Raw genomic sequence first — 21,873 nt, forward strand, 5'->3', positions numbered from 1 at the left:
AAGCGTGCAGCAGCGAGACGAGTGTTTTAAGCGAATGCTTCCCGCAAAAAAAGCGGGCAGCAGCCCGCTTCATTGTTCATCCGGTATAATCTGTTCCTTTTCTGTTCCATTAAGTTGCAGAACAACCGTCCAGTTATCCGCCTCTGCATTGTATGCGACCGACTGGATTGCAGGGACTTCAAATGATTCTCCACTCATTCCTTCAAGTGCCGTCCGCACGGCTTCTGCCTCAGTCAGATCCGCTCCTTCCGGTTGATATGCCGGCAGTACTTCTACGAATACTGCTGTCCCCTGTCCTGGATAGGATTCCATGATCGGCCCGGCTGCTTCCACCTGCACTCGCTGGCCGACTTCCAGCTGCTCTGCTGCTTGAGGGAAATCATACCAAATGGCGGAGTAAAATTCCTCCTGTCCGCCATTTTCACTGAAATCCTGCGCCTTGGCAGCAATAGCGAGGATACGGTCATCTTCCACGTCCACCAAGTAAGCGCCTTTATCCGACGGTTCTGGTACCGTCGCCGGTTCAGGGTATGCGACTGCCGCTTCTCCCGGCAGCGGCACCATCATGCCGGACTGTTCAATGACCACTTCCTGATCCGGCAGCATGGCAGCCAGCTCCTGTTCCTGCTCTTTCGCAAGAAAATTATGGCCCACTTGGATTTCCCCGGTCTTCACATCAGGTGCGACACTGAATGAGGCTGCGCCATTCGGATGGGCCGTTGCTAATTCATTTAATTTTTCGCCAAGCTCGTTTGCTGCCGCGTTCAAGTCTGCTTCCGCATAAGCACTATCAAAAATGTGAATCGGTGCTGCCAGTATTTCTCCCGCATCCACCTGCTCCTGCAGCATGGAAACAAGCTCATCGACACGCTCATCCGGTTCTTCAATGCCGACCCACACCCCGGGCTCTGCTGCACCGGACTGCGGTGTTTCAATATACAGCACACCAGCTTCACTAAAGTTTCCATATACATCCATTACTGCTTCATGAACAGCTTGTGCCTCGATTTGCTGTACAGCGAGCCCTTCCGCAAGTTCATCCGTCGGTTCCCCAAACGCGCCCGATGTGAATTCTTCCATTTCCCTCACAGCCGCTGCCGCTTCATTCCGCGCTGTCGGCTCTGCCGTCTGCTCAAGCGTCGCAATGATTTCATGGCCACCTTCTGCGGCCGGTTCTTCAGAAGATACCGATTCATCCCCCGGCGTCGTCTCTGGTTGCTCTGTCGGTTCCTCGGAGGATAACTCCCCTTCGGTACCGCATGCCGCCAGAACGAACGCAAAGCTGATTGGCAATACAAGCTTTTTCATTCTTTCCGCCTCCTTTATTGAATCAGACGGATAATGCAGAAAAAAGTCACAGAATTGCCTGAGCTGGAACCTACCGCTTCAGCGGTAGAAGTATCAGACAGCAATGAAATCGCCAAACACGGAAATCAGCACAAGGCTCACCGCACCAACAGCAAATGCTGCGGTAAATCCGATGGCGAATGGTTTCATGCCGAGCCCTTTAAATACATTGAAACTGGTCGATAACCCGATACCGGCCATTGCAATACCGAATAGATAAGTGGAGCCGAATGTGCTGACAGCTACAGCTGCCTGTTCCCATGTCCCAGGAGCCAGCAGACCGAATGCTTCCCCTGAAGCTGTTGCTGTCGCATCTCCGATTGTCCGGAGGAGTGCCATGGCAAAAAATCCGATGATGAACAGCGGAACAAGCTGATGCCATTTCGGCAGCACGGCGGATTCCTTATCCCGCTTCCATAACAGCACGCTGACGAATGGAATCACAGCAATCAGGAACAGGTTACGGATCAGCTTCGTGACAGTTGCCACATCGACGACTTGGGCAGAGTTGATCAAATCGCCGTAAATCAGTGCAGCACCGGTCACTTGTGCAGTATCATGAATGGCGGTTCCGAGGAACAGACCGGCTTTCACAGGGTCATCCGAAAAAAAGAATACAATTATGTATGGATAAATCAACATGCCGGTAAGACCGAATATCGTAATATTGGCCACTGCATACGCCACTTCATTTTCCTTCGCCTTGATCACTGGCGCTGTCGCCATAATGGCTGTTAAGCCGCAGATGCTTGTTCCTGAAGCGATCAATGTGCCAAGCCTTGCCGATTGTCCCAGTTTTTTTGTACAGAACAGCGTAACACCTAAGGCGACAGAAATGCAGGCAATGATCAGCGGAATGCCCCATGCACCGAGCGCAAGGGCTTCCAGCAGACTGAGCCGAAGACCCAGCAGCACAATACCCGCTTTCAATACCATTTGTACAGAAAAAGTCACGCCTTTTACAAAGCGGGAATTTAGTCCGATGGTATTGCGGATGAGAATGCCGAGTAAAATAATAATAAAAATCTCCGATACCGGGTTCACTCCGTCTTCAGGAAGCACACCGGTTGTCTTCAGCAATACACCCAGCGCTTCTGCACCAAAAATACCTGCAAGCATCAGCAGCAGGCACAGGAAGAGCCCCGGTGCGATTTCCTGGCAGTTACGCAGTCTTCCCAATTTGCTCATCTCCTACTAAATTTGATTGTACTCTTCAGTATAACAAGAAATACGTGAAATCGAAAAACTGCATCCGGTACGGCCGGATGCAGTTTTGAGTCTATTTAATGTTCATCAGTTGCCAGCAGGGCGGTAACACCGCTTTTCCTGGCTGTTTCAGCAACTGCAGCAGCAACAGCTGGTGCTACCCGACGATCAAATGGTGCCGGAATCACGTAATCGGCGTGAAGTTCTTCTATAGCCAGCAGGCCGGCAATCGCTTCGACGGCGGCAATTTTCATCGTTTCATTGATCTCTGTTGCCCGCACATCGAGGGCTCCCCGGAAAATGCCGGGAAACGCCAGAACATTATTGACCTGATTCGGAAAATCCGAACGGCCGGTTCCGATAACTTTCGCTCCTGCTTCTTTAGCAAGGTGTGGGAGAATTTCAGGATTCGGGTTTGCCATTGCAAAAATAATCGAGTCCGGCGCCATTGAGCGGACCATATCCTGTGTCAGCGCCCCTTCTGCAGACACGCCAATGAACACATCGGCTCCTCTGATTACATCTTTCAATAACCCTTCCGTCCGGTCACGATTCGTGAATGAACCAATCTCTTCTTTATAAGAATTCATTCCGTATAGCCGGCCCTCAAATATGGCACCTTTTGTATCACACATGACGATATCGGTAAATCCGCTGGCATGCAGCAGTTTGACGATTGCAATTCCGGCAGCACCCGCGCCATTAACTACAACTTTTGTTCCTTCTTTTGTCCGGCCGGTAAGCTGCATGGCATTCAGAAGACCTGCAAGCGTGACAATCGCCGTGCCATGCTGATCATCATGAAATACCGGAATATCCAGTTCCTCTTTCAGCCGCTCCTCAATTACGAAGCAGGCAGGTGCAGCAATATCTTCCAGGTTAATCCCACCGAAACCGGCATCCAGCAGCTTGACCGTTCTCACTATTTCGTCCGTATCGGTCGTCTTCAACGTGATCGGAAACGCATCCACTCCTGCAAATTCCTTGAAGAGTACCGCTTTTCCTTCCATGACCGGCAGGGAAGCAGCGGAACCGATATTGCCAAGTCCGAGTACAGCTGTCCCGTTCGTTACAACCGCTACTGTATTGCCTTTCATCGTATATTCGTAAATTTTCGTGCCATCCTGAGCAATTTCCAGGCACGGAGCAGCAACGCCCGGTGAATAGGCAAGACTAAGATCTTCTTTATTCGCCACCTTCACTTTGGACCGGACTTCCAGTTTCCCTTGATGTTCCCGGTGCAGCTGTAATGATTCATCCCGTAAATCGCCCACTCCATCATCTCCTTTTCAATTCGCAGCCTTCTTTGTGGCGGCTATCCGTTATCCATTCCCGAAATATGACCGGGTTAAGAGTTTAATTTGAATGAACTATTTATTTTCATAAAAAAACCGTCCTTCGACGGTTTTTTTCTACAAATGAAACGATTCATCGTATAATGGCTTCACATGCAGATCATATGCTTCTTTTACTTCTTCGATATCATAGATTCCACCGGGCACTGCTTCGTCTTCAAGCTGTTCGATATGCTTGGCCACTTGATCGGCAAAGAATTTGCCGGCTGCCACTTCATTCGGATAGAGATTGCGGGCGTCAGCCAGCAGTTCTTCATCCAGCATGCGATTGAATGCATAATACACCGCCGCATTGACAACCGTTACATTATCGCCGTTCACGTTGGTAGCCAAATAATAATTGCCATACTCGTCTTTAATCAGGTCCCGTTCTGCTACGATTTTCATGCAAATCGCCTCCTTACTTCTTGTTTTTCTATACCCTTTCCCGGTTCAGAAAAAACAGGGTGAGCCAGCTGGCTCACCCTGCACTGATCACTTATCGTCTTTTCCGTTTGGATGCCCTTTGCCTTTCTTGCTGTACTCAACACCGATAGCAGCTCCATTCCGACTGGAGTCGGCCACGCCCTTAAACAGGCCTAATTCCCGGTCAATCAGGATGCTCTGAACATTTCCCAGAACTACCGGGGAAGAACCGAAACGGTGCCCCATTCCCTTGAGGACAGTAAGCACCTCAGCCGGCACTCCTTCTTCATAGCGATAAGAAGTGATACTGTTTGAATAGATCCGCGGTTCTTCGACGGCTGCTTTCAATTCCATATCGTATTCGATTGCATGGAGAATCGTTTGAAGGACAGATGTGATAATCGTCGGCCCGCCCGGTGAACCTACGGTCAGGACCGGTTCGCCATCATCGAACACGATGGTCGGTGTCATGCTGCTGAGCGGCCGCTTGTTCGGCTGCACTTCGTTTGCGCCGCCTGGGACAGCGTCAAAATCAGTCAGTTCGTTGTTCAGCATGAATCCGTAGTCCGGCACCATGATCCCTGTACCGAATACTTGTTCAATCGTCGTGGTATACGACACGACATTGCCATATCTGTCCGCTACGGTGAAGTGAGTTGTTTCTCCGTACTGGTCATTCGCCGGCTGTGCAACCGGTGCCGGACCCGAACCAGATTCAAATGACCACGGGTCGCCTGCTGTCGGGTTGGTGTTGACTGAGTCCAAGCTGATTAGTGCCCGGCGTTTCGCAATATAGTCGGGATGCAGGAGACCTTCAACAGGTACATCGACAAACTCCGGATCCCCTGCATATGCTGCCCGGTCTGCATAAGCGAGGTGCATGGTTTCCGCTAACAGATGATATTTTTCCCATGACCGAACGTTATACTGGGACAAGTCGAATCCATCGAGAATTCCGAGCATCTGCAGCAGGAACACGCCGCCCGAACTTGGTGGAGGCATCGAAGCGATCTCATAGCCCTGATACTCGCCCCATACCGGTTCATCAACTGTCAATTCGTAATTCGCCAAATCTTCAGCAGCCATGGAACCCCCGAATTCCTGGACCGTTTCTGCAAGGGCGTCGGCAATCGGGCCCTCGTAAAATACATCTGTCCCTTTTGCCCGGATTAACTTTAATGTATCCGCTAAATCCGGTTGAACGAGGAGTTCCCCTTCCTCGAGCGGTTCACCATTTGGCAGGAATACCTCTGCTGCTGCGCTTCGGCTCAGCTTCTCTTCGTTATCAGCAATCGCCTCGGCAAGCACCGAGTCGATCGGGAAGCCCTTTTGTGCAAGTTCGATTGCCGGTTTGATCAAGCGCGGCATCGGCAATGTTCCCCAGCGTTCATGCGCTTCTTCCAGTCCTTTTAGCGTTCCAGGCACCCCTACGGCTGTGCCTAGCATTGAGCGGGTGCCAAATGGAATCGGTTTTCCATTTTCATCGAGGAACATATCCGGTGTTGCGCCAGCAGGTGCCCGCTCCCGGCTGTTCACGATTTGGGTTTCACCGGTTTCAGCGTCATACACCATCATAAATCCGCCGCCGCCGATTCCCGACATCATCGGTTCTGTTACGTTCAAGGCAAACTGAATGGCAATTGCTGCATCAACTGCGTTACCTCCTTTTTCCAATACAGCTGCACCAATTTCCGAAGCGAGCGGGTGGGCTGTAGCAACCATACCGCCATCCGCCACAGCGACTTGGTCGTATTCCTGATAATTTATGTACCCTTTTTGCGCACTGCCAGAAGCCGGGAAAACACCGATCACTAATACGGTGCTCAGCATTGTGACAGCAGTTGAATTCAGTAATCCTTTCATATCTTTCCTCCTCCTTTCAACGTTAATTTTAATTTAACTGAAAGTATTTGCCTTTTTCAATCAAAATTTTCTAAATATTTTAAAATTAATTATAAAGAACTGAAGATTTTACCGCTCCTCCGTCCTTGGAATGAGAAAATCTATGGATAAATAATAAAAAATCGTTTTTACTCATAAACCTCGTTGGGAAAACGAACGAGAAGCGGAAGAACTTAAAATAACGAAAAAAACCGCTCCCACTATAAGGAACGGTTTTAATGGTCGCCAGAGTGAACGGAATAACCCCGATCAGCCAACGTTGTTTTCAAAAGATCATTCATGATTTTATAGCCATCCTCGTTCGGGTGAATCGAATCAAGCCAGATGGAGCGGTTCTTCCCCATGGCATTCAGCCGCGCAACAATGATGTCTTTTTCGCCGATTGCCGTATTCCAAATGGTGATCAGCAAATTGGTGAAACCAAAGTACTGCACTTCTTTCTTCATCGAATTATATAAATTGTTTTGAACAATCATCGCATTGCTGCTGGTATCCCGGATATACCGGTAAATTTCCAAAAGATTCTTCCGGTAATTGCGTTTCAACTGGCCGAACTGGCGGATAAGTTGTTGCGGACCGCCGGTTTTGAAAGCACGCAGCAAATCGTTGCCTCCGATATTCAGGATAACCAGATCTGCCTCCCGGATGGCTTCATCCCATCGATGAAGCTGTAGCCGTTCCACCAGGCCGTCACTTGTCAGGCCGTTAATACCGAAATTGGTCACTTCACTGTCAGGAAACGTCTGTTTTAAATAGGTTGCCAGTCCGCCTTGCGTTCCGTAACCATAAGCAACAGAGTCACCAAGAAGGACAATCCGTTTAATATACAGGGGTTTCATTGCCTGTTTCAACCGAAGAAACGGCACCCCAGCAAAAAGGGCGCCCGTCCGTGAATGCTGTGTCGTTTTCAATACTCCACACGTCCCTTTCATACTAATCTTCTTGTTATTTTAACATAAAATTAGCATTTATTCGATTGGAACGCTTTTATATCATGAACGCTTTATGTTGATCGGCTTGATATTTGCTTCAATCGATGCCCGCTGATTTTCTAAAAACGGCGGCAGCGCCAACGATTCGCCAAGCGTTTCGAACGGTTCGTCTGTTGCAAAGCCAGGACCGTCTGTTGCGAACTCGAACAAGATACCATTCGGTTCACGGAAATACAGCGACTGGAAATAATAGCGCTCCACCAGTCCGGAATTCGGCAGACCGGTCCGGTTCAGTACATCGGCCCATTTTGCCAATTCTTCCTCATCATCTACCCGAAATGCGACATGGTGGACACCGCCGCCTCCCTGCTGTTCAACCGGCAGAAAATCATTCGGTTCAAGATGCACTTCCGCTCCTGAGCCGCCTTCCCCTGTTTCCATGATAATGATTTCGTCCTGGCCCTCCGCAATCGCCGGAATGCGGGACTTTTCCCGGAAACCGAGCAGCTGGAGCACTTGCTGAGTGGGCTGCGCATAACGGACTGTCAGCTTAACCGGGCCAAGTCCGAGTATGCCATGCTCAGTTGGAACCGGACTCTGATCCCATGGCTTGCCGCCTGCTACGCCTTCATTGTGCTCATCCGATACGATTGCGAGCTTCTGCCCTTCCGGATCTTCAAAGAAAATGACATTGCGCCCTGCGAATTCTTCGATCGGTTCATGCTTCACGCCGAATTCTTCAAACCGCTGCCGCCAATAATCCAGCGCCCGGTCATTCGCCACCCGGAGTGACGTGCCTGAGATACTGCTGACGCCTTCCTTTTTCGGTCCTACACCCACGAAATCGAAAAAAGTCAGTTCTGTTCCGGGATTTCCCCGCTCGTCTCCATAAAACAAATGATATGCGGTCGTATCATCCTGATTAACGGTTTTCTTTACAAGGCGCATGCCCAGCACTTCCGTATAGAAATTCACATTATCCTGTGCATCACCGGTGATTGCTGTTAAGTGATGGATTCCTTTAACATTCATCAGCTCACATCCTTTTCTGTAATGTTGACACTCCCACAGCTAAAGCAGTGGGATTCTGAAGTGCCCGAACATCCTCGGTCCATTTCTGGTTCGGATGAGCCTTCAGTTCAGGGCGGTGCCATCAGCCCATCCCGCACCGTTCGGGAAACCGTCGATTTCCGTGTGCCTGTGCGGGCGTCCCTGCTGTGACCACAGGGATAGGTTGTTTCTATCCTGCTTTCTTCGTTGCCGACAGTCCGCTAATCGCCTTGGCGATATTGATGGCGGCGTTCAGGTCGGCGTGCAGCTGGTATCCGCACGTGCGGCAACGGAACACATGCCGCTTCCGGTTCGCTTTTTCGGCGTGTCCACACTTGCAGGTCTGGGAGGTGTAGTCCGGTTTCACGTATTCCACTTGGATTCCCGCCATGGCCGCTTTGTATGCGATGAATTCCTGAAGCTGGTAGTGTGCCCACGAATGCAGGTTCCGTCCCGCTTCCTTCTTCGATTTAGCGGAATGACGGATGCCGGTCAGATCTTCCATTCGTAGCGTGCGAACACCGTTCGCCACTGCGAAATCGACTAACCGACGGCTGATGAGATGGTTCATCTCCTTCATCCACTGCGCTTCCTTGCCTTTGGACTTTCGAATAGCATTTAGTTTCTTCGCCTTGCCGAGTTGCTTTCTGCGGGCGGCGTGGCGTCTTCTGTGGAACGCCACTTCTCTACCAGAGAAGAAACAGGCATGGGTTCCAATGGAGCCGACTGCGAGAAAGTCCAATCCGACGTCGATGCCCATCATTTTTTTGGCTGTTTCTGCCGGTTTTGGTGTAGCGAACGCAAACGAGACGGACACGAACCACTTGCCTTTCTTTTCGTGCAACATGGCCGTGCCGATGTTGGCCCCTTCCGACAGGGCGAGTTCCAGCCGTTTCAGCTGGTGCGCCTTCGCCACGACAGGCACACCGACACGCTTTTCCTGCGTCGGGAATGACACCTTGTACTGCCCGTTCTCGTGTTCAATGCGGAAGTTCTGGTTGTTGTAGACGCACCACTGGCGACGGAAGATTTTGGCTTTTTGGTTTTTCTTTTTGGATGTGACTTCCCGAATCGTCTGGTTGACGATGGCGGACGGCAATTTTTCATCCGAGAACTTCCTGAAATGCGCCGATGTCGCCCTCGCCAATTCCTCATAGCCGAGGAGCCAATTGGCAAATCGGGTATTCAATTCGGTCATCTGGCGGTAGATCGCCTGTTTGTGTCGGGTCGGTTTCATCAGTTCCAGTTTCATCGTCAATGTCGGCATCCACTCACCCCTTATCGTCGGTTATACCGATAACTTACCAGAAATGGGCAATCAAAGATACTTGCTTTCATCCCACCCCTAAAGGAGTGGGCTTTCTCGCTCGTCAATTCTGTAAATTTTCTGTTCGACGCAGAATTTGTTCCGTCCTCATCATCCCACACTTTTTATCTCGATATCAAGATAAGCAATTGAAAGAAGCGATTTTTCGTTTTCTCTTCCATTTCATGTTATAACCGAATTAAGAAATCAGATGTATTCAGTTGGAAAGGAGCTGTCTTTGATGTGTCTTATTAATTTTCAATTCCACAATGACCCGCGCTATAAACTTGTGCTTGCAGCGAATCGGGATGAGTTCTACGGCAGGCCGACCGCACCTGCTCATTTTTGGGAAGATTCACCGGATTTGCTGGCCGGGCGGGATTTAAAAGAAATGGGTACTTGGATGGGGGTGACCAGGAATGGCCGGTTTGCGGCGCTTACGAATTTCCGGGACCCCGACCGGGAAACATCCGGAAAGCGGTCCCGCGGTGAGATTGTCCAGAATTACTTAACGGGCAATGAGTCATCGGAAGCCTTTCTGCAGAACTTGGATCCGTCTGCTTATAATGGATTCAATATCCTTGCAGGTACACCTGATGCACTCTTTTATCTCAATAACGTTGAAGGGAATGTGCAGGCTGTCTCCCCCGGCGTCCATGGCGTCAGCAATCATTTCCTGGATACACCCTGGCCGAAAGTTCAAAAGGGAAAAGCAGGACTACGCGCTGCGCTTGAGGAAGATGACGTAAACATAGAAAAGCTGTTCCAATTGCTGCAGGATGCAGAAGCGGCAGAAGATGTCAGCCTGCCGGACACAGGTGTGGGAATCGAACTCGAGCGGAAATTATCCCCATTGTTTATCCGCATGCCCGACTACGGAACAAGGGCATCCACTGTTCTGACCATCGATCGGCACAATCAAGTGACATTCATCGAACGGATATACGAAGAAGGAATTTTTCAGACCGAAAACCGTTTCACCTTTTCAGCTGGCTAAGTTATATATAAGAAAAATGCCAGATGACAGTAGACTGACATAGCGATTTGGAACACATATAAAACACCATCTTTAGGTTGCCATGGCCCCGAATTCTTTCGGGGTCAGGTAGCCTAATTTTTCTAGGATCCGTTCTTCGTTGTAATACTGGATATAGTCCTTCACTTTTGCCGCAACCTCGATATTGCGCAGGGAATTGAACCTGACGAACTGGAATTCTTCTGATTTGATGCTGGAATGAAACGATTCAATGACCGCGTTATCCCAACAGTTGCCCCGTCTTGACATACTGCTGACCAAGTGTGCCTGTTTCACCAGGTCTTGATAGGCGAAGGACGTATAGACACTCCCCTGGTCGGAGTGGATGATGACGCCTTCAGGGTTTCCGCGCGCTTCCAGTGCCGCCTTCAGTGTGTCCGTCACGAGTGCTGTCTGCTGGTGGTCATCCAACTTGTATGCGACGATTTCGTTATTGAACAGGTCCAAGATCGTCGACAGGTACAGCGTCGAACTGCCGTACTGAATGTACGTGATGTCCGTCACCCATTTCTCATTCGGTGCGGAAGCCATGAAATTTCGTTGCAGGAGGTCCGGTGCCACGATGACCGATTCACCCTGTGATTTCCATTTTCGTTTTGGTTTCACCCGGCACTGCAGGTTGTGTTTCTGCATGATGCGCTGGACGGTGTTGCGATGCCGGTCGATCTTGTACTCCTTCTTCAGCCGCTTCTTGATTTTCCGGTGGCCAAGCCGGTACTTCGTCTTCTTGCACAGTGCGATAATCGCTTCTTCTTCGAACGTCAGGGCATCCGCTACGCCTTCGGCCAGCCAGCGGTAATAGTTGGAGCGTGCCACGCTCAATGCGGACAGGATCGCTGTCACCGTATATGTTTCCCGATACGTTTCCACTAATTGGAGAACTACTTGCTTTTCAACTCCTTTGCCATCTCCAAGTACTTTTTTACGATTTCGTTCTCCATTTCCAGGTTTGAAATCCGCTGGTCTTTCCTCTCCAGCTCACTTGCGAATTCCGGTCCGTGCCCGTAGGTATACTGCTTCCCGATCGGTTGGTCGAACCGGTGGATTTCATTTGCCTTGTATCACTTCATCCAGGTATAGATTTGGGCTTTGTTCTTAATGCCGTATTTTTCCATGATTTCTTTGTTTGTCAGTTCGCCACTCATCTTGTCCTTGATGACTGCCCACTTCGTTTCGCTTGTATACCGGTTTTTGCCCATGCAAAAACACCTCCGATTTCAGTACTTCTTGCAAGTGTACCACTCCGAAGGTGTTTTATTGTGTCTCATTTATTTATGTTAGTCTACAGCTCCCTGGTTGCTTTATCTGATTATCCTGTATTTCCTTGGCGTTACACTGAACAAACGGATCGGCAGGCGCTGGTCCGTTTTTCTGTTTTCCGGATCATGTTTCCTAAGTGAATGTGGTTCTACAGGCTGATTTTTTACCTGCAGCCCGGATTAACGTCCAGTCCGGCATGCGCTACAATAATTTGAAGTGTCATCCCTGAATTGGAGAAATGAGGAATAGAATGAAGAAACACTTGCTTATTTTATTCGGCATCATTTTCTTCCTGATGCAGCCATTCTTTTTATGGCTGTTGGAACCGGAAGAAACACTTGATGTCGCTGTTCTGGATAAAACAGTGCCCCAGGAAAATTACCGGGAGCACCATGGACTCATCTGGCTGCTGCAGCATTACAAGTATAGAGCGGCAGAGGGTGAACCCTACCGTAACATAGCCGACTACTATGGTTTCATACCGGACGAAGCCGATGAAAGTTATGGAATCCGTACGCTTCCGCCTTCCCTGGATGGAACGGACCTTATTTATGTTGCCGATACGTACGGTGTATACAAAGAGGATCTTGCATGGAATGAGGAAATCGCTTCCGGCGATGCGCTGGAATTGTGCTGGCTGGTCAATACTTTTAAGCTTTATGAAAACAGACTGGCAACTCCGCTGGCCGCATTTCTTTTCCCTGACTCCGCTGCAAGAAAACAGGCACACCGTCTGCTGCCAGTGTGCCTGTTCCCTGTCTTCACTTAAGCATTCGTCGGCTGGACGGAATTCTTCAACTTCGGCACAGCATCGAGGAAATTCTGAACGAGCCGGTCGCCATCGGGTGTCCCGATCGATTCCGGATGGAACTGGACGCCGAACAGCGGAAAGCGGTTGTGGCGAATCGCCATGACCGTCCCGTCATCCGCTGTAGCCTGCACGTTGAATACATCCGGCAACGAAGTTTTTTCCGCCATCAGGGAATGATAGCGCATGACCGGCAGCGGATCAGGAAGGCTTGTAAACAGATCCTGTCCTGTATGCGCGATCTCTGATACTTTCCCGTGCATGATCACAGGCGCTTGGATGACATTTCCGCCGAACGCTGCAGCCAGGAGCTGATGGCCTAGACAGACCCCGAGAATCGGGATTGATCTATACACAGCTTGAATCAGTTCAATCGATTCCGGCAGGGCATCCGGATGGCCCGGACCCGGCGACAGGATGATGGCATCCGGTTTCAGTTCGAGCACTTCCTGTGCCGTGATGGCGTCATACCGCACGACTTTTACTTCTGTCCGCCTCGCGACTGCCTGATAAATGTTGTAAGTGAATGAATCATAATGATCAATGAGGAGAATCATCCGAACACCTCCATCAGAGAACGTGCTTTATGCAACGTCTCTTCGTATTCTGCCTGCGGGTCCGAATCGTATACGATTCCGGCTCCTGCCTGCACATAGACCCGTTCGTCTTTTACGACAAACGTACGGATGGCAAGTGCGACATCCAAGTTGCCATTGAAGCCGAGGTATCCGATCGCTCCGCCGTATACTCCGCGCCGCTCGTCTTCAAAATCCCGAATCAGCTGCATCGCCCGGACTTTCGGTGCGCCGGATACCGTGCCGGCCGGCAGACAGGCGACGAGCGCATCGAGCGGATGCATATCGGTTGCAAGCGTTCCGGTCACTTCCGACACGATATGCATAACATGCTGGTATTTCTCGATTTCCATATACTTCGGAATCTGCACCGATCCGACGGCTGCAACCCGGCCGACATCGTTCCGGCTCAAGTCGACAAGCATCTGATGCTCCGCCCGCTCTTTCGGATCCGCCAGCAATTCTTCCGCCAGTGCATCATCTTCTTCTTCAGTTATCCCCCGTCTGCGCGTGCCGGCGATCGGATTCGTCTTGATTTCCCCGTTCCGCACGGACAATAAACTTTCCGGTGAGGCGCCGACGATCGCATAGCCGTCAAATTCGATATAGAATTGATACGGTGACGGATTCTGTTTCCGGAGTTTCCGGTACAGCGTGAATGCATCGCCTTTATAATCCGCATGCAGCCGCTGGGATAAGACGACCTGGAACACGTCTCCCTGACGGATATGCTCTTTTGCCTGTTCAACTTGCGTCCGGAAGGAGTCCCCGGTGATTTCTGAAGAAAAATGCAGCTTTCCCGGTTCTTCTGGAGCCGGTTCATCTTCCGGTATCTGCAATTGCGCCTGAACAGCATCCAGAGCTGCCTCACCGTGAAGCGACAGCACCGTCACTTCCTGCCGCAAATGGTCAAATACGACGACTGTCTCGTATTGCTGCATATGGACGGCCGGCATATCGAGCGTATCCTTGCGCGTAGCCCCGATCGGTTCATATGCCCGGATGGCGTCGTAGCCGATATAGCCGGCGAGCCCGCCTGCAAACGGCACATCAACCGGTGACTCAACGTGCGGCACCCGCTTTTGCAGCAGATCGAGCGGCTTGCCTGTCACTGTGTGTTGTTCACCTGTCCGGTGATCGATTTCCGTCAACTCATTATCCGTGCCGATAAAACTCTTCGCAGGTTCCGCTCCGATAAACGAATACCGGCCGGAAGCTGTATGCTTCAATGAACTTTCCAGCAGGCATTTACGCGCGCCTTCAAGCCGTTTAAAGATGGCAATCGGCGTCAGCCGGTCACCTTCCAGTTTTCTCGTGTACATCTCCACTCTGCTCAGCTCCTTTAATTTCACGCAAACAAAAAACACCCGCCGAATGGACAGACGAGTCCATTCAGAGGGCGCCAGTATGCGCGGTACCACCTCTTGCTGAAGCCAGAAACCGGCTTCCTCTCAAGCCCCGTAACGAGGGGGACGGATTCCTCTACTGATCGATCTGTTCAAGGAATCTCTCATAAGTCCATTCATGCGGAGACCGGTCAGTTTCCACCTGCCACTGACTCTCTGAATTCGGCCGCTCCCGCATTACTTTTCTTATTCAGCGATTTGCTCTGCTATTCTCCGCCTGGCTCTGCTCAGCTGTACAGCGGCTGCACCGCTCCCGGTACATTCTCCGCGTCCGTACAAAAGGTTTGGTTCATCATAAGAAATTTTAGCGGAATTGTCAAACATGGCTGTTTGCATCAATCCCGGTAACCAGCCAGTGATCATTCACCAGCTGACGCTATAGTGAATGGTACGATCAGGGAATCGAGGATTAATCTATATTCTCCCGCCGGCCACTCATCACTTAACTCGGACAGTTCCAATTCCCACTCGCATTTCTCGTACGACGGGCAGGAAAAGGAATCAGCGGAAATGGTTTTTTCGTTTTCCTGATATGGCACCCATTCCAGTTGCTCATTTAACTTTTTAATACGAATGGTTTCGACCTGAAACACCTCGGGCTGCCAGTTTTCCACGTTGATCAACAGAGTGGGCGTGTCAGCGGATAATGCAGCCTGCGGGGAAAAAGCAATGATACCCGCTGGCTGACCTGTTTTCTTCTCCAGCGCCCGGTACAGAATATCTTTGATGGCTGCCGTATCCCCATCATCTAAATAGTACCGCCCGTTCAGGTCTCCAGTTTTCTCAAAAGCTCCTCTTATTTCATCAAAAAAGAAAAAGTAAATCGAATTCAGCGGACCCTCCTTTTGAAAAAGGAGAGTCAGACTTTCGCCGATGGCCGTTACAGGCCCCTCCTTCCGGTCAGCCCGTTCCATAGCGGTGATGATCATCAAGATATCTTCTTCATCCGTTAAAACCACTTCATGGGAAACTGAATGCTGCGAGTCATACGTGGTGAAAAACGCACCCGAGCCAATTACTGATTCGATGCTGTCCAGATCAATTTCCAGGGGATCAGCAGCAGTCTTCGCTTCATCTGTCTGTTCCTGAGGAACCTGTTCAACCGATGGAACAGGTTCTGCTCCGGATGCACACCCGCTCAATATCAGGCCCCCACCGAGCAGGCTGCCCAGCAGCGATGACATTTTCATATTCTTCCCCCCCGATTCTCTCTCCGGTTCTCTGCCTGTACTCAGTAGTCGTGCTGCAAGTCAGTAAGTTTCAATAACCCCCTTGTATACTGAGAAAAGCGCAAGCGCTCTGAAATAGCGAGGAAGGCAACCTAAGAACGCGGCATCGTACCGCAATGGTTGCCTGCGCATCATGGAGATCTCCGACGGGCGCTGAAGGACTGCAGTCGATGGCGCTCTATGCCTTCGTGAGCAAGTACGAAGCGACCTCGAGGGACTGAGATAAAGGGAAGTGGTGTGAGCAGTGAAAGCCCGATAGCAGATTGGAGGGGCCGACCCGAAAACCTATTTCCGGCGGGAGGGACGAAATCAGCATACGGTCTGGCGAAACGAAACTGGATATAAAAAACCACAAACATGTTATCCGTGATGCACCGAACTTATATACTTTCTTGTTCTTGTATAAAAAAGCTGTACGATCTAGTCAATCGCATAGCTTCTCCCCCTCCTCCTTTAAAAACCACCATCAGAGAGAAACAATCAATTTTCCGAGCAACGCCGTCCGGAACGGAATCTGGTCTTTCAGGATGTGTTCATCTTTTGCGTGCATGCCACTGCCTGCCGCGCCGAGTCCATCTAGCGTCGGAATCCCCATGCTCGATGTGAAGTTTCCGTCACTGCCTCCGCCGACCGATGCCTCACCGATCTGGATGCCCAGCTCCGCTGCCACTTTTCGGGCACGCTCGAACAATTCACCGGTTTCCGCTGTCCGCTGCATCGGCGGCCGCATGATGCCGCCTTCAACTTCAAGTTTTACCCCTTCCGCGTGCGGAGTAAGTTCTTCCATCAAATGCGCGATCCGGTCCTGTTCCTCTTCGGTTTCCGTACGTACATCCACTCCAAGCACTGCTGAATCCGCAACGACATTCAAGGCACCACCGCCTTCCATCGCCCCGACATTTATCGTCGTGCCGGTCTCATAATCCGTCAGCGATTCAAGATACAATATCTGTTCCGCCGCTTCCCGAATGGCGCTGATCCCTTCATCATGATGGTTTCCGGAATGCGCCGCTTTTCCGCTGATGCGGACGAAATAGCGGGCAGATCCTTTTCGGCATGTTTTCAGCGCACCTGATTCCTCGACCGGTGGCTCTGTCACCAGCACGAATGACGCCGTTTTCGCTTCTTCCTTGATCACCGTCCGGGCAGAAGGACTGCCGATCTCTTCGTCACTCGTGCAGATGTGGACAATTTTCTTATTTAATGAAATGCCAAGATCGCGGCAGGCTTTAAGTGCCCAGATCGCCTGCACAAGACCACTTTTCATATCGAGGATGCCTGGTCCATAGATGCGGTTCCCTTCTTCCCGGAACGTAAGCTCCCCTTGATCCCATACCGTATCGAAATGGGACAGCAAGAGCAATTTATTTTCTCCGTTGCCATATTCAAAACGAAGATGATTGCCATATTCCTCTTCTTCGATTACGTCCGCTTTGCAGCCGAGCCGTTTTGCGTACAGTTCCTGCACCCGCTTGCCGCACTGGTCTGCCAATTGTTTATCCGAAGACGGTGAATCCGCCTCTACAAGAAATTTGATGTCTGCGATAATGCCATCCAGATGTTCTGCTATGTAAGCCTGAATTCGGTCCATCTTTCGTTTCCTCCTAAAAGTTCATATCATCAGTATTCCACGAACTGCGACCCAGCACCAGACCTCTTCTAATAAAAATTTGATCAGCCCCTTTTGAAAAATCAAAAAACCGCCCCAGCAGGAGCGGTTCCTATCACCATGCCCGGTTATACGGGTAGCGGTCTTTAATCTTTTCGGCAAAGTACTTTCCGTGTGATCCGGCACTCATGAGTCCGCGGAATACATGCTCCGGCACTCCCTGGTAGTCATAGATGCTGCCATCCTGGAATTCAATCCGCAGGATGCCATCAAACGGGTTGTAACCCGCTTCTTTTAAATGGGTTGATAAAAGCTTGAACATATCCATACTCAGCCCTCCTGCCTTGTTTTAATACGCCGCCTTCTGCGTCTGATCAGTTCCTCTGCCGCGCCCGAGCCAAGAAGCACCCCGGACACGATAAAGATGAACCCGATGAAATGCGCCGGCAACAGTTCCTCCCCTAAAATTACGGCTGCACCGAGCAATGAGAACAGCGTTGGCAAATTAAGGAAAATTGCTGTCTCTGCCACGCCGACTTTACCGATCATATGGTTATACGTCATATGACCCACGGCTGTTGCAAGGACCGCTGATATGAAAAATGCCGCCCATACATAGCCCGGTGCATCATCAAATTGCGCAAACCCGCCCGGCTCCATCTGCGTGCCGATCACGAGCAGGATCACTGAACCGATAACCAGCATATAGCCTGTCAGCAAGCGGGGATCAAGCGTTTTTGCAATTTTACTGATGATGATGAAACTGAGTGCCTGCGTGAAGATGGCAAGGAACATATACAAATCGCCGACTCCGATGCCGGCGATTCCTCCTTCGCCTGCCAGTACCGTAATTGTGATACCGATGGTCCCGAGCAGAAACCCGACCGACCGTAAAACCGACGGTACCTGTCGCAAAATGACCGTTGCGAGGAAGGCACTCAGCAGTGGTCCGAGCCCAAGAATCAGTCCACCGTTCGCAGCCGTTGTGATTTCAAGACCGATCGCCATAAAGAAATGGTGTCCGACCACATTCAGCAGACTTCCGCCGACAATAAAAACAGATTCCCGTTTTGTCGGCAGGCGCAGCAGCTTCATGAAACTCAAAATCAGAAACACCACAAAGCCCGCTGTCATGACCCGAAGCGCCTGAATCGTTACCGGCGGCAAATACTCGACCAGCAATTTTACAATTGATACATTTAGCCCCCATATCACCATGACAGCCAATAAAGTAATATAAATTTTCAAAAGATGATTCCTTCTTCCATCAATCCTGTACTATTCCCATATTCTACATGAAACAACTGATCAATTGGCGAAATTCGGATTCCCGGCCATGCCGATCCAAAGGTCTGACTGTTCGATCGCCGCTGCCGTCTGCAGCAGCAATGCTTCATTGCCTTTATTCGCCATGAGCTGGACACCGATTGGAAGGCCGGCCGCCGTTACATGAACCGGTACCGATACGGCCGGCTGTCCCGTCAGATTTGCGAGCTGCGTAAATGGTGTGCAGGTGAGACTCGGAAGGAACATATCATAAATGAGCGCCTGCTCTTCCTGCCAGGTCTTCGCCCGGGCGAGGCGTGCAAGCAGCATAGCCCGCGACTCTTCAGAGTGCGTGAGGTCGCCGACTTTCGGTGCAGCTGAAGCAGTTGCCGGTGTGATATATAAATCGTAGGTTTGGTGAAGGTCCGCCATTTTGGCTGCTGCCCGGTCCCATGATGCAATGCTTGCGGAATAATCAGCAGCCGACACGTTTTTTCCGGCTTCTGCCATCAGCCAGCCCTCGATCTCCAAATCATCTTTCGTAAGCGGACGGCCGAGCATTTGACCGAGCTGCCGGACAACGAGTGCCATCTCGCCGCTGTTCATGATGTAATAATCCTGCATGAGCCGGATGCCGTCCACACCATTCCCTTCCTCTTCTACCCGGTGCCCTTGGCGTTCAAGCCATTTCACCGTTTTCCGCACGGCCTCTTTCGCCTCAGCCGACACCGGCGTCCCGACCGGCGATTCCAGTGAGAATGCCACTGTTAAGGACTTTGGTGCCTGCTTCAACGTTTCCAGGTAACTGCCGGCGAATAACGGCACCTGGAATGCCGCTTCCGGCTGAATGGTCTGCAGCACATCAAGAAGCGCCGCGCTGTCGCGGACCGTTCGGGTCAAAGCGAAATCAATCGAAGCTCCCTGCCATTGCCGGCCGGTTCCCGGCCCTACCGGTGTCCGTCCGCGTGTCGGCTTCAAGCCGAACAGCCCCGTGAACGAAGCCGGAATCCGAATCGATCCGCCGCCGTCACTTGCACCTGCCACCGGCACAATGCCTGATGCGACAGCTGCTGCCGATCCGCCGCTTGAACCGCCCGGTGAATAATCGGGATTCCATGGATTGCGTGAAGCTCCATGTGAGGCAGGTTCTGTGATGTTCTTCAATCCGAATTCCGGCGTATTGGTGTGGCCGATGAATGACACCCCGGCGGCCCGGAGCCGCGCAACGAAATTCGAGTCGCGGTCCGATAAGGCTGATGCCAATAGCTTCGACCCCGACGTCAACGCTTCCCCTTTCAGCGCCTGCGAAATGTTCTTCAATGCGATCGGCACGCCCATGAACGGACCATCAGGCAGATAGGCAGCTTCCGTTACTGCCTGCGGATGCCGCGTTTTTGTAAAAGCGTTCAGTTCAGGATTCACTTGTTGCAGCCGGGTGAAACTCAGCTCCAGCAGCTCAGCCGGCGTCACTTCCCGCTTCTGGACGAGCTCTGCCAGTCCCACCCCATCAGTTTGCATGTATGTAGTTAAATCCACGTCATCCCTCCATCATCATTTCGATTATCTTGTGAAAGAATACCATTTTGTGAACTACCCGCCACTTAATTTTCTTCGAAAATTTGAAGTGGGGGCTTCGGGAAAGAAAACTTCCCCTCTTTTATTGCTTGGTCACCCACGGAACCCACGTTCCATGTCACAAGCCTTGAATTCGTGGCGTCCCGACCACTACTCAGCGGGAAAATACGTTAGCTGGAGACGGGGGCGGCTAAGAACCCCAAATCCGACAGCGTGCGGATGCCGTAGTTCTTGAGGTTGAGGGCTGCGTTATGGTCCCAGTCGATCATGGCTTGGCAATGCGCACACGCATACGTCCGTTCAGAAAGCCGCAAGTTCTCTTTTTTTGTGCCGCAGGCGCTGCACAGTTTACTGGATGGAAAGAAGCGGTCGGCGACGATGTAGTGTTTCCCTTTTCGTTCCGCTTTGTATTTGAGCATATTACGGAACATGCCGAACCCGTTGTCGTGCAGTTTCTTGCCGAGTTTCAGGCACTGCGCCAGGTTTGACAGGTCGAGGTCTTCCACCACAATCGCATCGTAATCATTGGTTATCTGGTCACTTTTCTTGTGGAGAAAGTCTTTCCGCTGATTGACGGCCTTCGCCATCGTCTTCTGGTAGTTCTTGAGCGCTTTCTGGTAGTTCTTCGAATCGATCGGATTTCCGTCTTTATCCTTCGGCGCCCGTTCCTTCTTCCGTGCCAGCGACTTATTCTGCCGCCGCTGCCGTTTCTCGATGAGGCGGTGGAACCGCGGGTATTCCGCCTTTTGCCCCTCGCTGTCCATGTACAAATCGGATTGGCTGTAGTCCAATGCGGTAATTTTGGATGTGGCGACCTTTTCCACGAGTTGCAGCTTTTCAAATGGGTAATCGACGGAAATGGCCACGATGTAGCGGTCACCTTCCCGTTTGATGGTCGCCTTTTTGATCAGGCCATCGGCGGGAAGCGCGCGATGCAGGCGGATCGACACACCCTCGGCGAATTTCGGGATGCGCAGGAACGTCACCCCATCCCGTGATTCGATGCGGATGTTCCCGTTCGTCTGATTGGTCGTATAGCTGAACCTGCCCTGCTTTTTACTGTGGAACTTCGGCAGGCCTTCGACATCCTGAAGGGATGGCGCATAGCCGTCCGTCATCTTCTGACGAACCGACTTTTTATACTGCAGTGGTCGCTTGCCGTATGTCTCGTTGTACTTTTTGATGGCCGCCTGGAAACGGATCTTGGCATCGTTGTACACAAACGAATCAGTCGACCGATCCAGGAAATCATAGCGCTGGGTGATCGTCGTATAATTCGGAACCTTGTACGCCAGGAATCCGCCTGAGAAGCTGATGGCCTCAAGGTGCTCGTACAGCCCCGCCACGTATTCGTTATAGATTTTGCGCTCGCAGCCGAACGCCATCTCGAGGCGCTGTTTCTGTTCGTCCGTGGGGAAAATGGCGAAACGGAAGGCACCCGTCACCCATCCACCAGGCAATTGTTTTTTCGTGCCTTTGATGTGATGTCCGTTTTTGTCTGTCGCCATGCCGCCGCCCCCTTTTCCCATTCGTCACAGGTGTGCCGGAACATGTGTTCTGTTAGTTTAAGTATACACGTCCGCCAAGCGAAAAGAAAACAAAAAAC

The 21,873-nt window shown here is 51.1% G+C and carries 18 protein-coding genes, 1 pseudogene and 1 other annotated feature; of the genes and pseudogenes, 2 read left to right on the plus strand and 17 right to left on the minus strand.

Annotated elements, in window-relative coordinates:
* Nucleotides 1–69: 69 nt before the first annotated feature.
* The 8 genes from B0X71_RS13355 to B0X71_RS13390 all read right to left on the minus strand — a co-directional run bounded on the left by B0X71_RS13355 (nt 70) and on the right by B0X71_RS13390 (nt 9,464).
* Nucleotides 70–1,308 (minus strand): YobA family protein, encoded by a 1,239-nt coding sequence (locus tag B0X71_RS13355; RefSeq protein WP_077589887.1) that lies wholly within the window; start codon nt 1,306–1,308, stop codon nt 70–72.
* A gap of 93 nt (nt 1,309–1,401) precedes the next feature.
* Nucleotides 1,402–2,526 carry a YeiH family protein gene (locus B0X71_RS13360; protein WP_232336695.1) on the minus strand — a complete coding sequence of 375 codons (1,125 nt, stop codon included), beginning with the start codon at nt 2,524–2,526 and terminating at the stop codon, nt 1,402–1,404.
* A 104-nt stretch (nt 2,527–2,630) separates the two neighbouring features.
* Nucleotides 2,631–3,827, minus strand: coding sequence for an NADP-dependent malic enzyme (locus tag B0X71_RS13365; protein ID WP_077589889.1), 1,197 nt, complete (start codon nt 3,825–3,827; stop codon nt 2,631–2,633).
* A gap of 138 nt (nt 3,828–3,965) precedes the next feature.
* Complete coding sequence (locus tag B0X71_RS13370) at nt 3,966–4,295, minus strand: hypothetical protein (RefSeq protein ID WP_077589890.1); 330 nt, start codon at nt 4,293–4,295, stop codon at nt 3,966–3,968.
* Nucleotides 4,296–4,382: 87 nt separating this feature from the next.
* Entirely contained in the window at nt 4,383–6,176 is a 1,794-nt protein-coding gene (ggt, locus tag B0X71_RS13375) for a gamma-glutamyltransferase (protein WP_077589891.1), read from the minus strand.
* Nucleotides 6,177–6,430: 254 nt separating this feature from the next.
* Nucleotides 6,431–7,126: an SGNH/GDSL hydrolase family protein gene (locus tag B0X71_RS13380; RefSeq protein ID WP_198038598.1), complete on the minus strand. Its 696-nt coding sequence runs from the start codon at nt 7,124–7,126 to the stop codon at nt 6,431–6,433.
* Between the two features lie 81 nt (nt 7,127–7,207).
* The gene (locus B0X71_RS13385; protein WP_077589893.1) at nt 7,208–8,179 is read right to left on the minus strand and encodes a ring-cleaving dioxygenase; all 972 of its coding nucleotides are present in this window, start codon (nt 8,177–8,179) and stop codon (nt 7,208–7,210) included.
* 208 nt (nt 8,180–8,387) lie between these two features.
* On the minus strand, nt 8,388–9,464 hold the full coding sequence (locus B0X71_RS13390; RefSeq protein WP_077589894.1) for an RNA-guided endonuclease InsQ/TnpB family protein: 1,077 nt from the start codon (nt 9,462–9,464) through the stop codon (nt 8,388–8,390).
* A gap of 280 nt (nt 9,465–9,744) precedes the next feature.
* On the opposite strand from B0X71_RS13390, the gene B0X71_RS13395 reads away from it, so the two are divergent.
* A complete protein-coding gene (locus B0X71_RS13395) occupies nt 9,745–10,500 on the plus strand; it encodes an NRDE family protein (RefSeq protein ID WP_077589895.1) in 756 nt (251 codons plus the stop codon).
* 72 nt (nt 10,501–10,572) lie between these two features.
* On the opposite strand, the pseudogene B0X71_RS13400 reads toward B0X71_RS13395, so the two are convergent.
* Nucleotides 10,573–11,738: pseudogene (locus B0X71_RS13400) on the minus strand (IS3 family transposase).
* Between the two features lie 311 nt (nt 11,739–12,049).
* Here B0X71_RS13400 and B0X71_RS13405 point away from each other — a divergent pair.
* The gene (locus B0X71_RS13405) at nt 12,050–12,568 is read left to right on the plus strand and encodes a hypothetical protein (RefSeq protein ID WP_077589896.1); all 519 of its coding nucleotides are present in this window, start codon (nt 12,050–12,052) and stop codon (nt 12,566–12,568) included.
* On the opposite strand, the gene B0X71_RS13410 is transcribed toward B0X71_RS13405, so the two are convergent.
* The 8 genes from B0X71_RS13410 to B0X71_RS13445 form a co-directional block, all read right to left on the minus strand.
* Entirely contained in the window at nt 12,565–13,164 is a 600-nt protein-coding gene (locus B0X71_RS13410; protein ID WP_077589897.1) for an anthranilate synthase component II, read from the minus strand. The genes B0X71_RS13405 and B0X71_RS13410 overlap by 4 nt on opposite strands.
* Entirely contained in the window at nt 13,161–14,504 is a 1,344-nt protein-coding gene (trpE, locus tag B0X71_RS13415) for an anthranilate synthase component I (protein WP_198038746.1), read from the minus strand. The genes B0X71_RS13410 and trpE overlap by 4 nt, the downstream gene beginning before the upstream one ends.
* Nucleotides 14,505–14,574: 70 nt before the next feature.
* Nucleotides 14,575–14,791: a binding site (T-box leader), on the minus strand.
* 156 nt (nt 14,792–14,947) lie between these two features.
* A complete protein-coding gene (locus B0X71_RS13420; protein ID WP_077589898.1) occupies nt 14,948–15,778 on the minus strand; it encodes a hypothetical protein in 831 nt (276 codons plus the stop codon).
* A 505-nt stretch (nt 15,779–16,283) separates the two neighbouring features.
* Nucleotides 16,284–17,408, minus strand: coding sequence for a M20 family metallopeptidase (locus tag B0X71_RS13425; protein WP_077589899.1), 1,125 nt, complete (start codon nt 17,406–17,408; stop codon nt 16,284–16,286).
* Nucleotides 17,409–17,541: 133 nt separating this feature from the next.
* Nucleotides 17,542–17,754, minus strand: coding sequence for a KTSC domain-containing protein (locus B0X71_RS13430; RefSeq protein ID WP_198038599.1), 213 nt, complete (start codon nt 17,752–17,754; stop codon nt 17,542–17,544).
* A 2-nt stretch (nt 17,755–17,756) separates the two neighbouring features.
* Nucleotides 17,757–18,674 (minus strand): DMT family transporter, encoded by a 918-nt coding sequence (locus B0X71_RS13435; protein WP_232336696.1) that lies wholly within the window; start codon nt 18,672–18,674, stop codon nt 17,757–17,759.
* A 60-nt stretch (nt 18,675–18,734) separates the two neighbouring features.
* Entirely contained in the window at nt 18,735–20,228 is a 1,494-nt protein-coding gene (locus B0X71_RS13440) for an amidase family protein (protein ID WP_077589900.1), read from the minus strand.
* A gap of 209 nt (nt 20,229–20,437) precedes the next feature.
* On the minus strand, nt 20,438–21,775 hold the full coding sequence (locus B0X71_RS13445; protein WP_198038602.1) for an RNA-guided endonuclease InsQ/TnpB family protein: 1,338 nt from the start codon (nt 21,773–21,775) through the stop codon (nt 20,438–20,440).
* Nucleotides 21,776–21,873 lie beyond the last annotated feature (98 nt).

It is taken from the genome of Planococcus lenghuensis (assembly GCF_001999905.1).
GTDB lineage: Bacteria > Bacillota > Bacilli > Bacillales_A > Planococcaceae > Indiicoccus > Indiicoccus lenghuensis.

Bases quoted from the DNA above. Each gene is read 5' to 3' on its own strand.
- B0X71_RS13445 (WP_198038602.1), bottom strand. From the start codon at position 21,775: ATGGCGACAGACAAAAACGGACATCACATCAAAGGCACGAAAAAACAA.
- trpE (WP_198038746.1), bottom strand. From the start codon at position 14,504: ATGTACACGAGAAAACTGGAAGGTGACCGGCTGACGCCGATTGCCATC.
- B0X71_RS13370 (WP_077589890.1), bottom strand. From the start codon at position 4,295: ATGAAAATCGTAGCAGAACGGGACCTGATTAAAGACGAGTATGGCAAT.
- B0X71_RS13410 (WP_077589897.1), bottom strand. From the start codon at position 13,164: ATGATTCTCCTCATTGATCATTATGATTCATTCACTTACAACATTTAT.
- B0X71_RS13405 (WP_077589896.1), top strand. From the start codon at position 12,050: ATGAAGAAACACTTGCTTATTTTATTCGGCATCATTTTCTTCCTGATG.
- B0X71_RS13425 (WP_077589899.1), bottom strand. From the start codon at position 17,408: ATGGACCGAATTCAGGCTTACATAGCAGAACATCTGGATGGCATTATC.
- B0X71_RS13385 (WP_077589893.1), bottom strand. From the start codon at position 8,179: ATGAATGTTAAAGGAATCCATCACTTAACAGCAATCACCGGTGATGCA.
- B0X71_RS13420 (WP_077589898.1), bottom strand. From the start codon at position 15,778: ATGAAAATGTCATCGCTGCTGGGCAGCCTGCTCGGTGGGGGCCTGATA.
- B0X71_RS13430 (WP_198038599.1), bottom strand. From the start codon at position 17,754: ATGGATATGTTCAAGCTTTTATCAACCCATTTAAAAGAAGCGGGTTAC.
- B0X71_RS13390 (WP_077589894.1), bottom strand. From the start codon at position 9,464: ATGCCGACATTGACGATGAAACTGGAACTGATGAAACCGACCCGACAC.
- ggt (WP_077589891.1), bottom strand. From the start codon at position 6,176: ATGAAAGGATTACTGAATTCAACTGCTGTCACAATGCTGAGCACCGTA.
- B0X71_RS13395 (WP_077589895.1), top strand. From the start codon at position 9,745: ATGTGTCTTATTAATTTTCAATTCCACAATGACCCGCGCTATAAACTT.
- B0X71_RS13355 (WP_077589887.1), bottom strand. From the start codon at position 1,308: ATGAAAAAGCTTGTATTGCCAATCAGCTTTGCGTTCGTTCTGGCGGCA.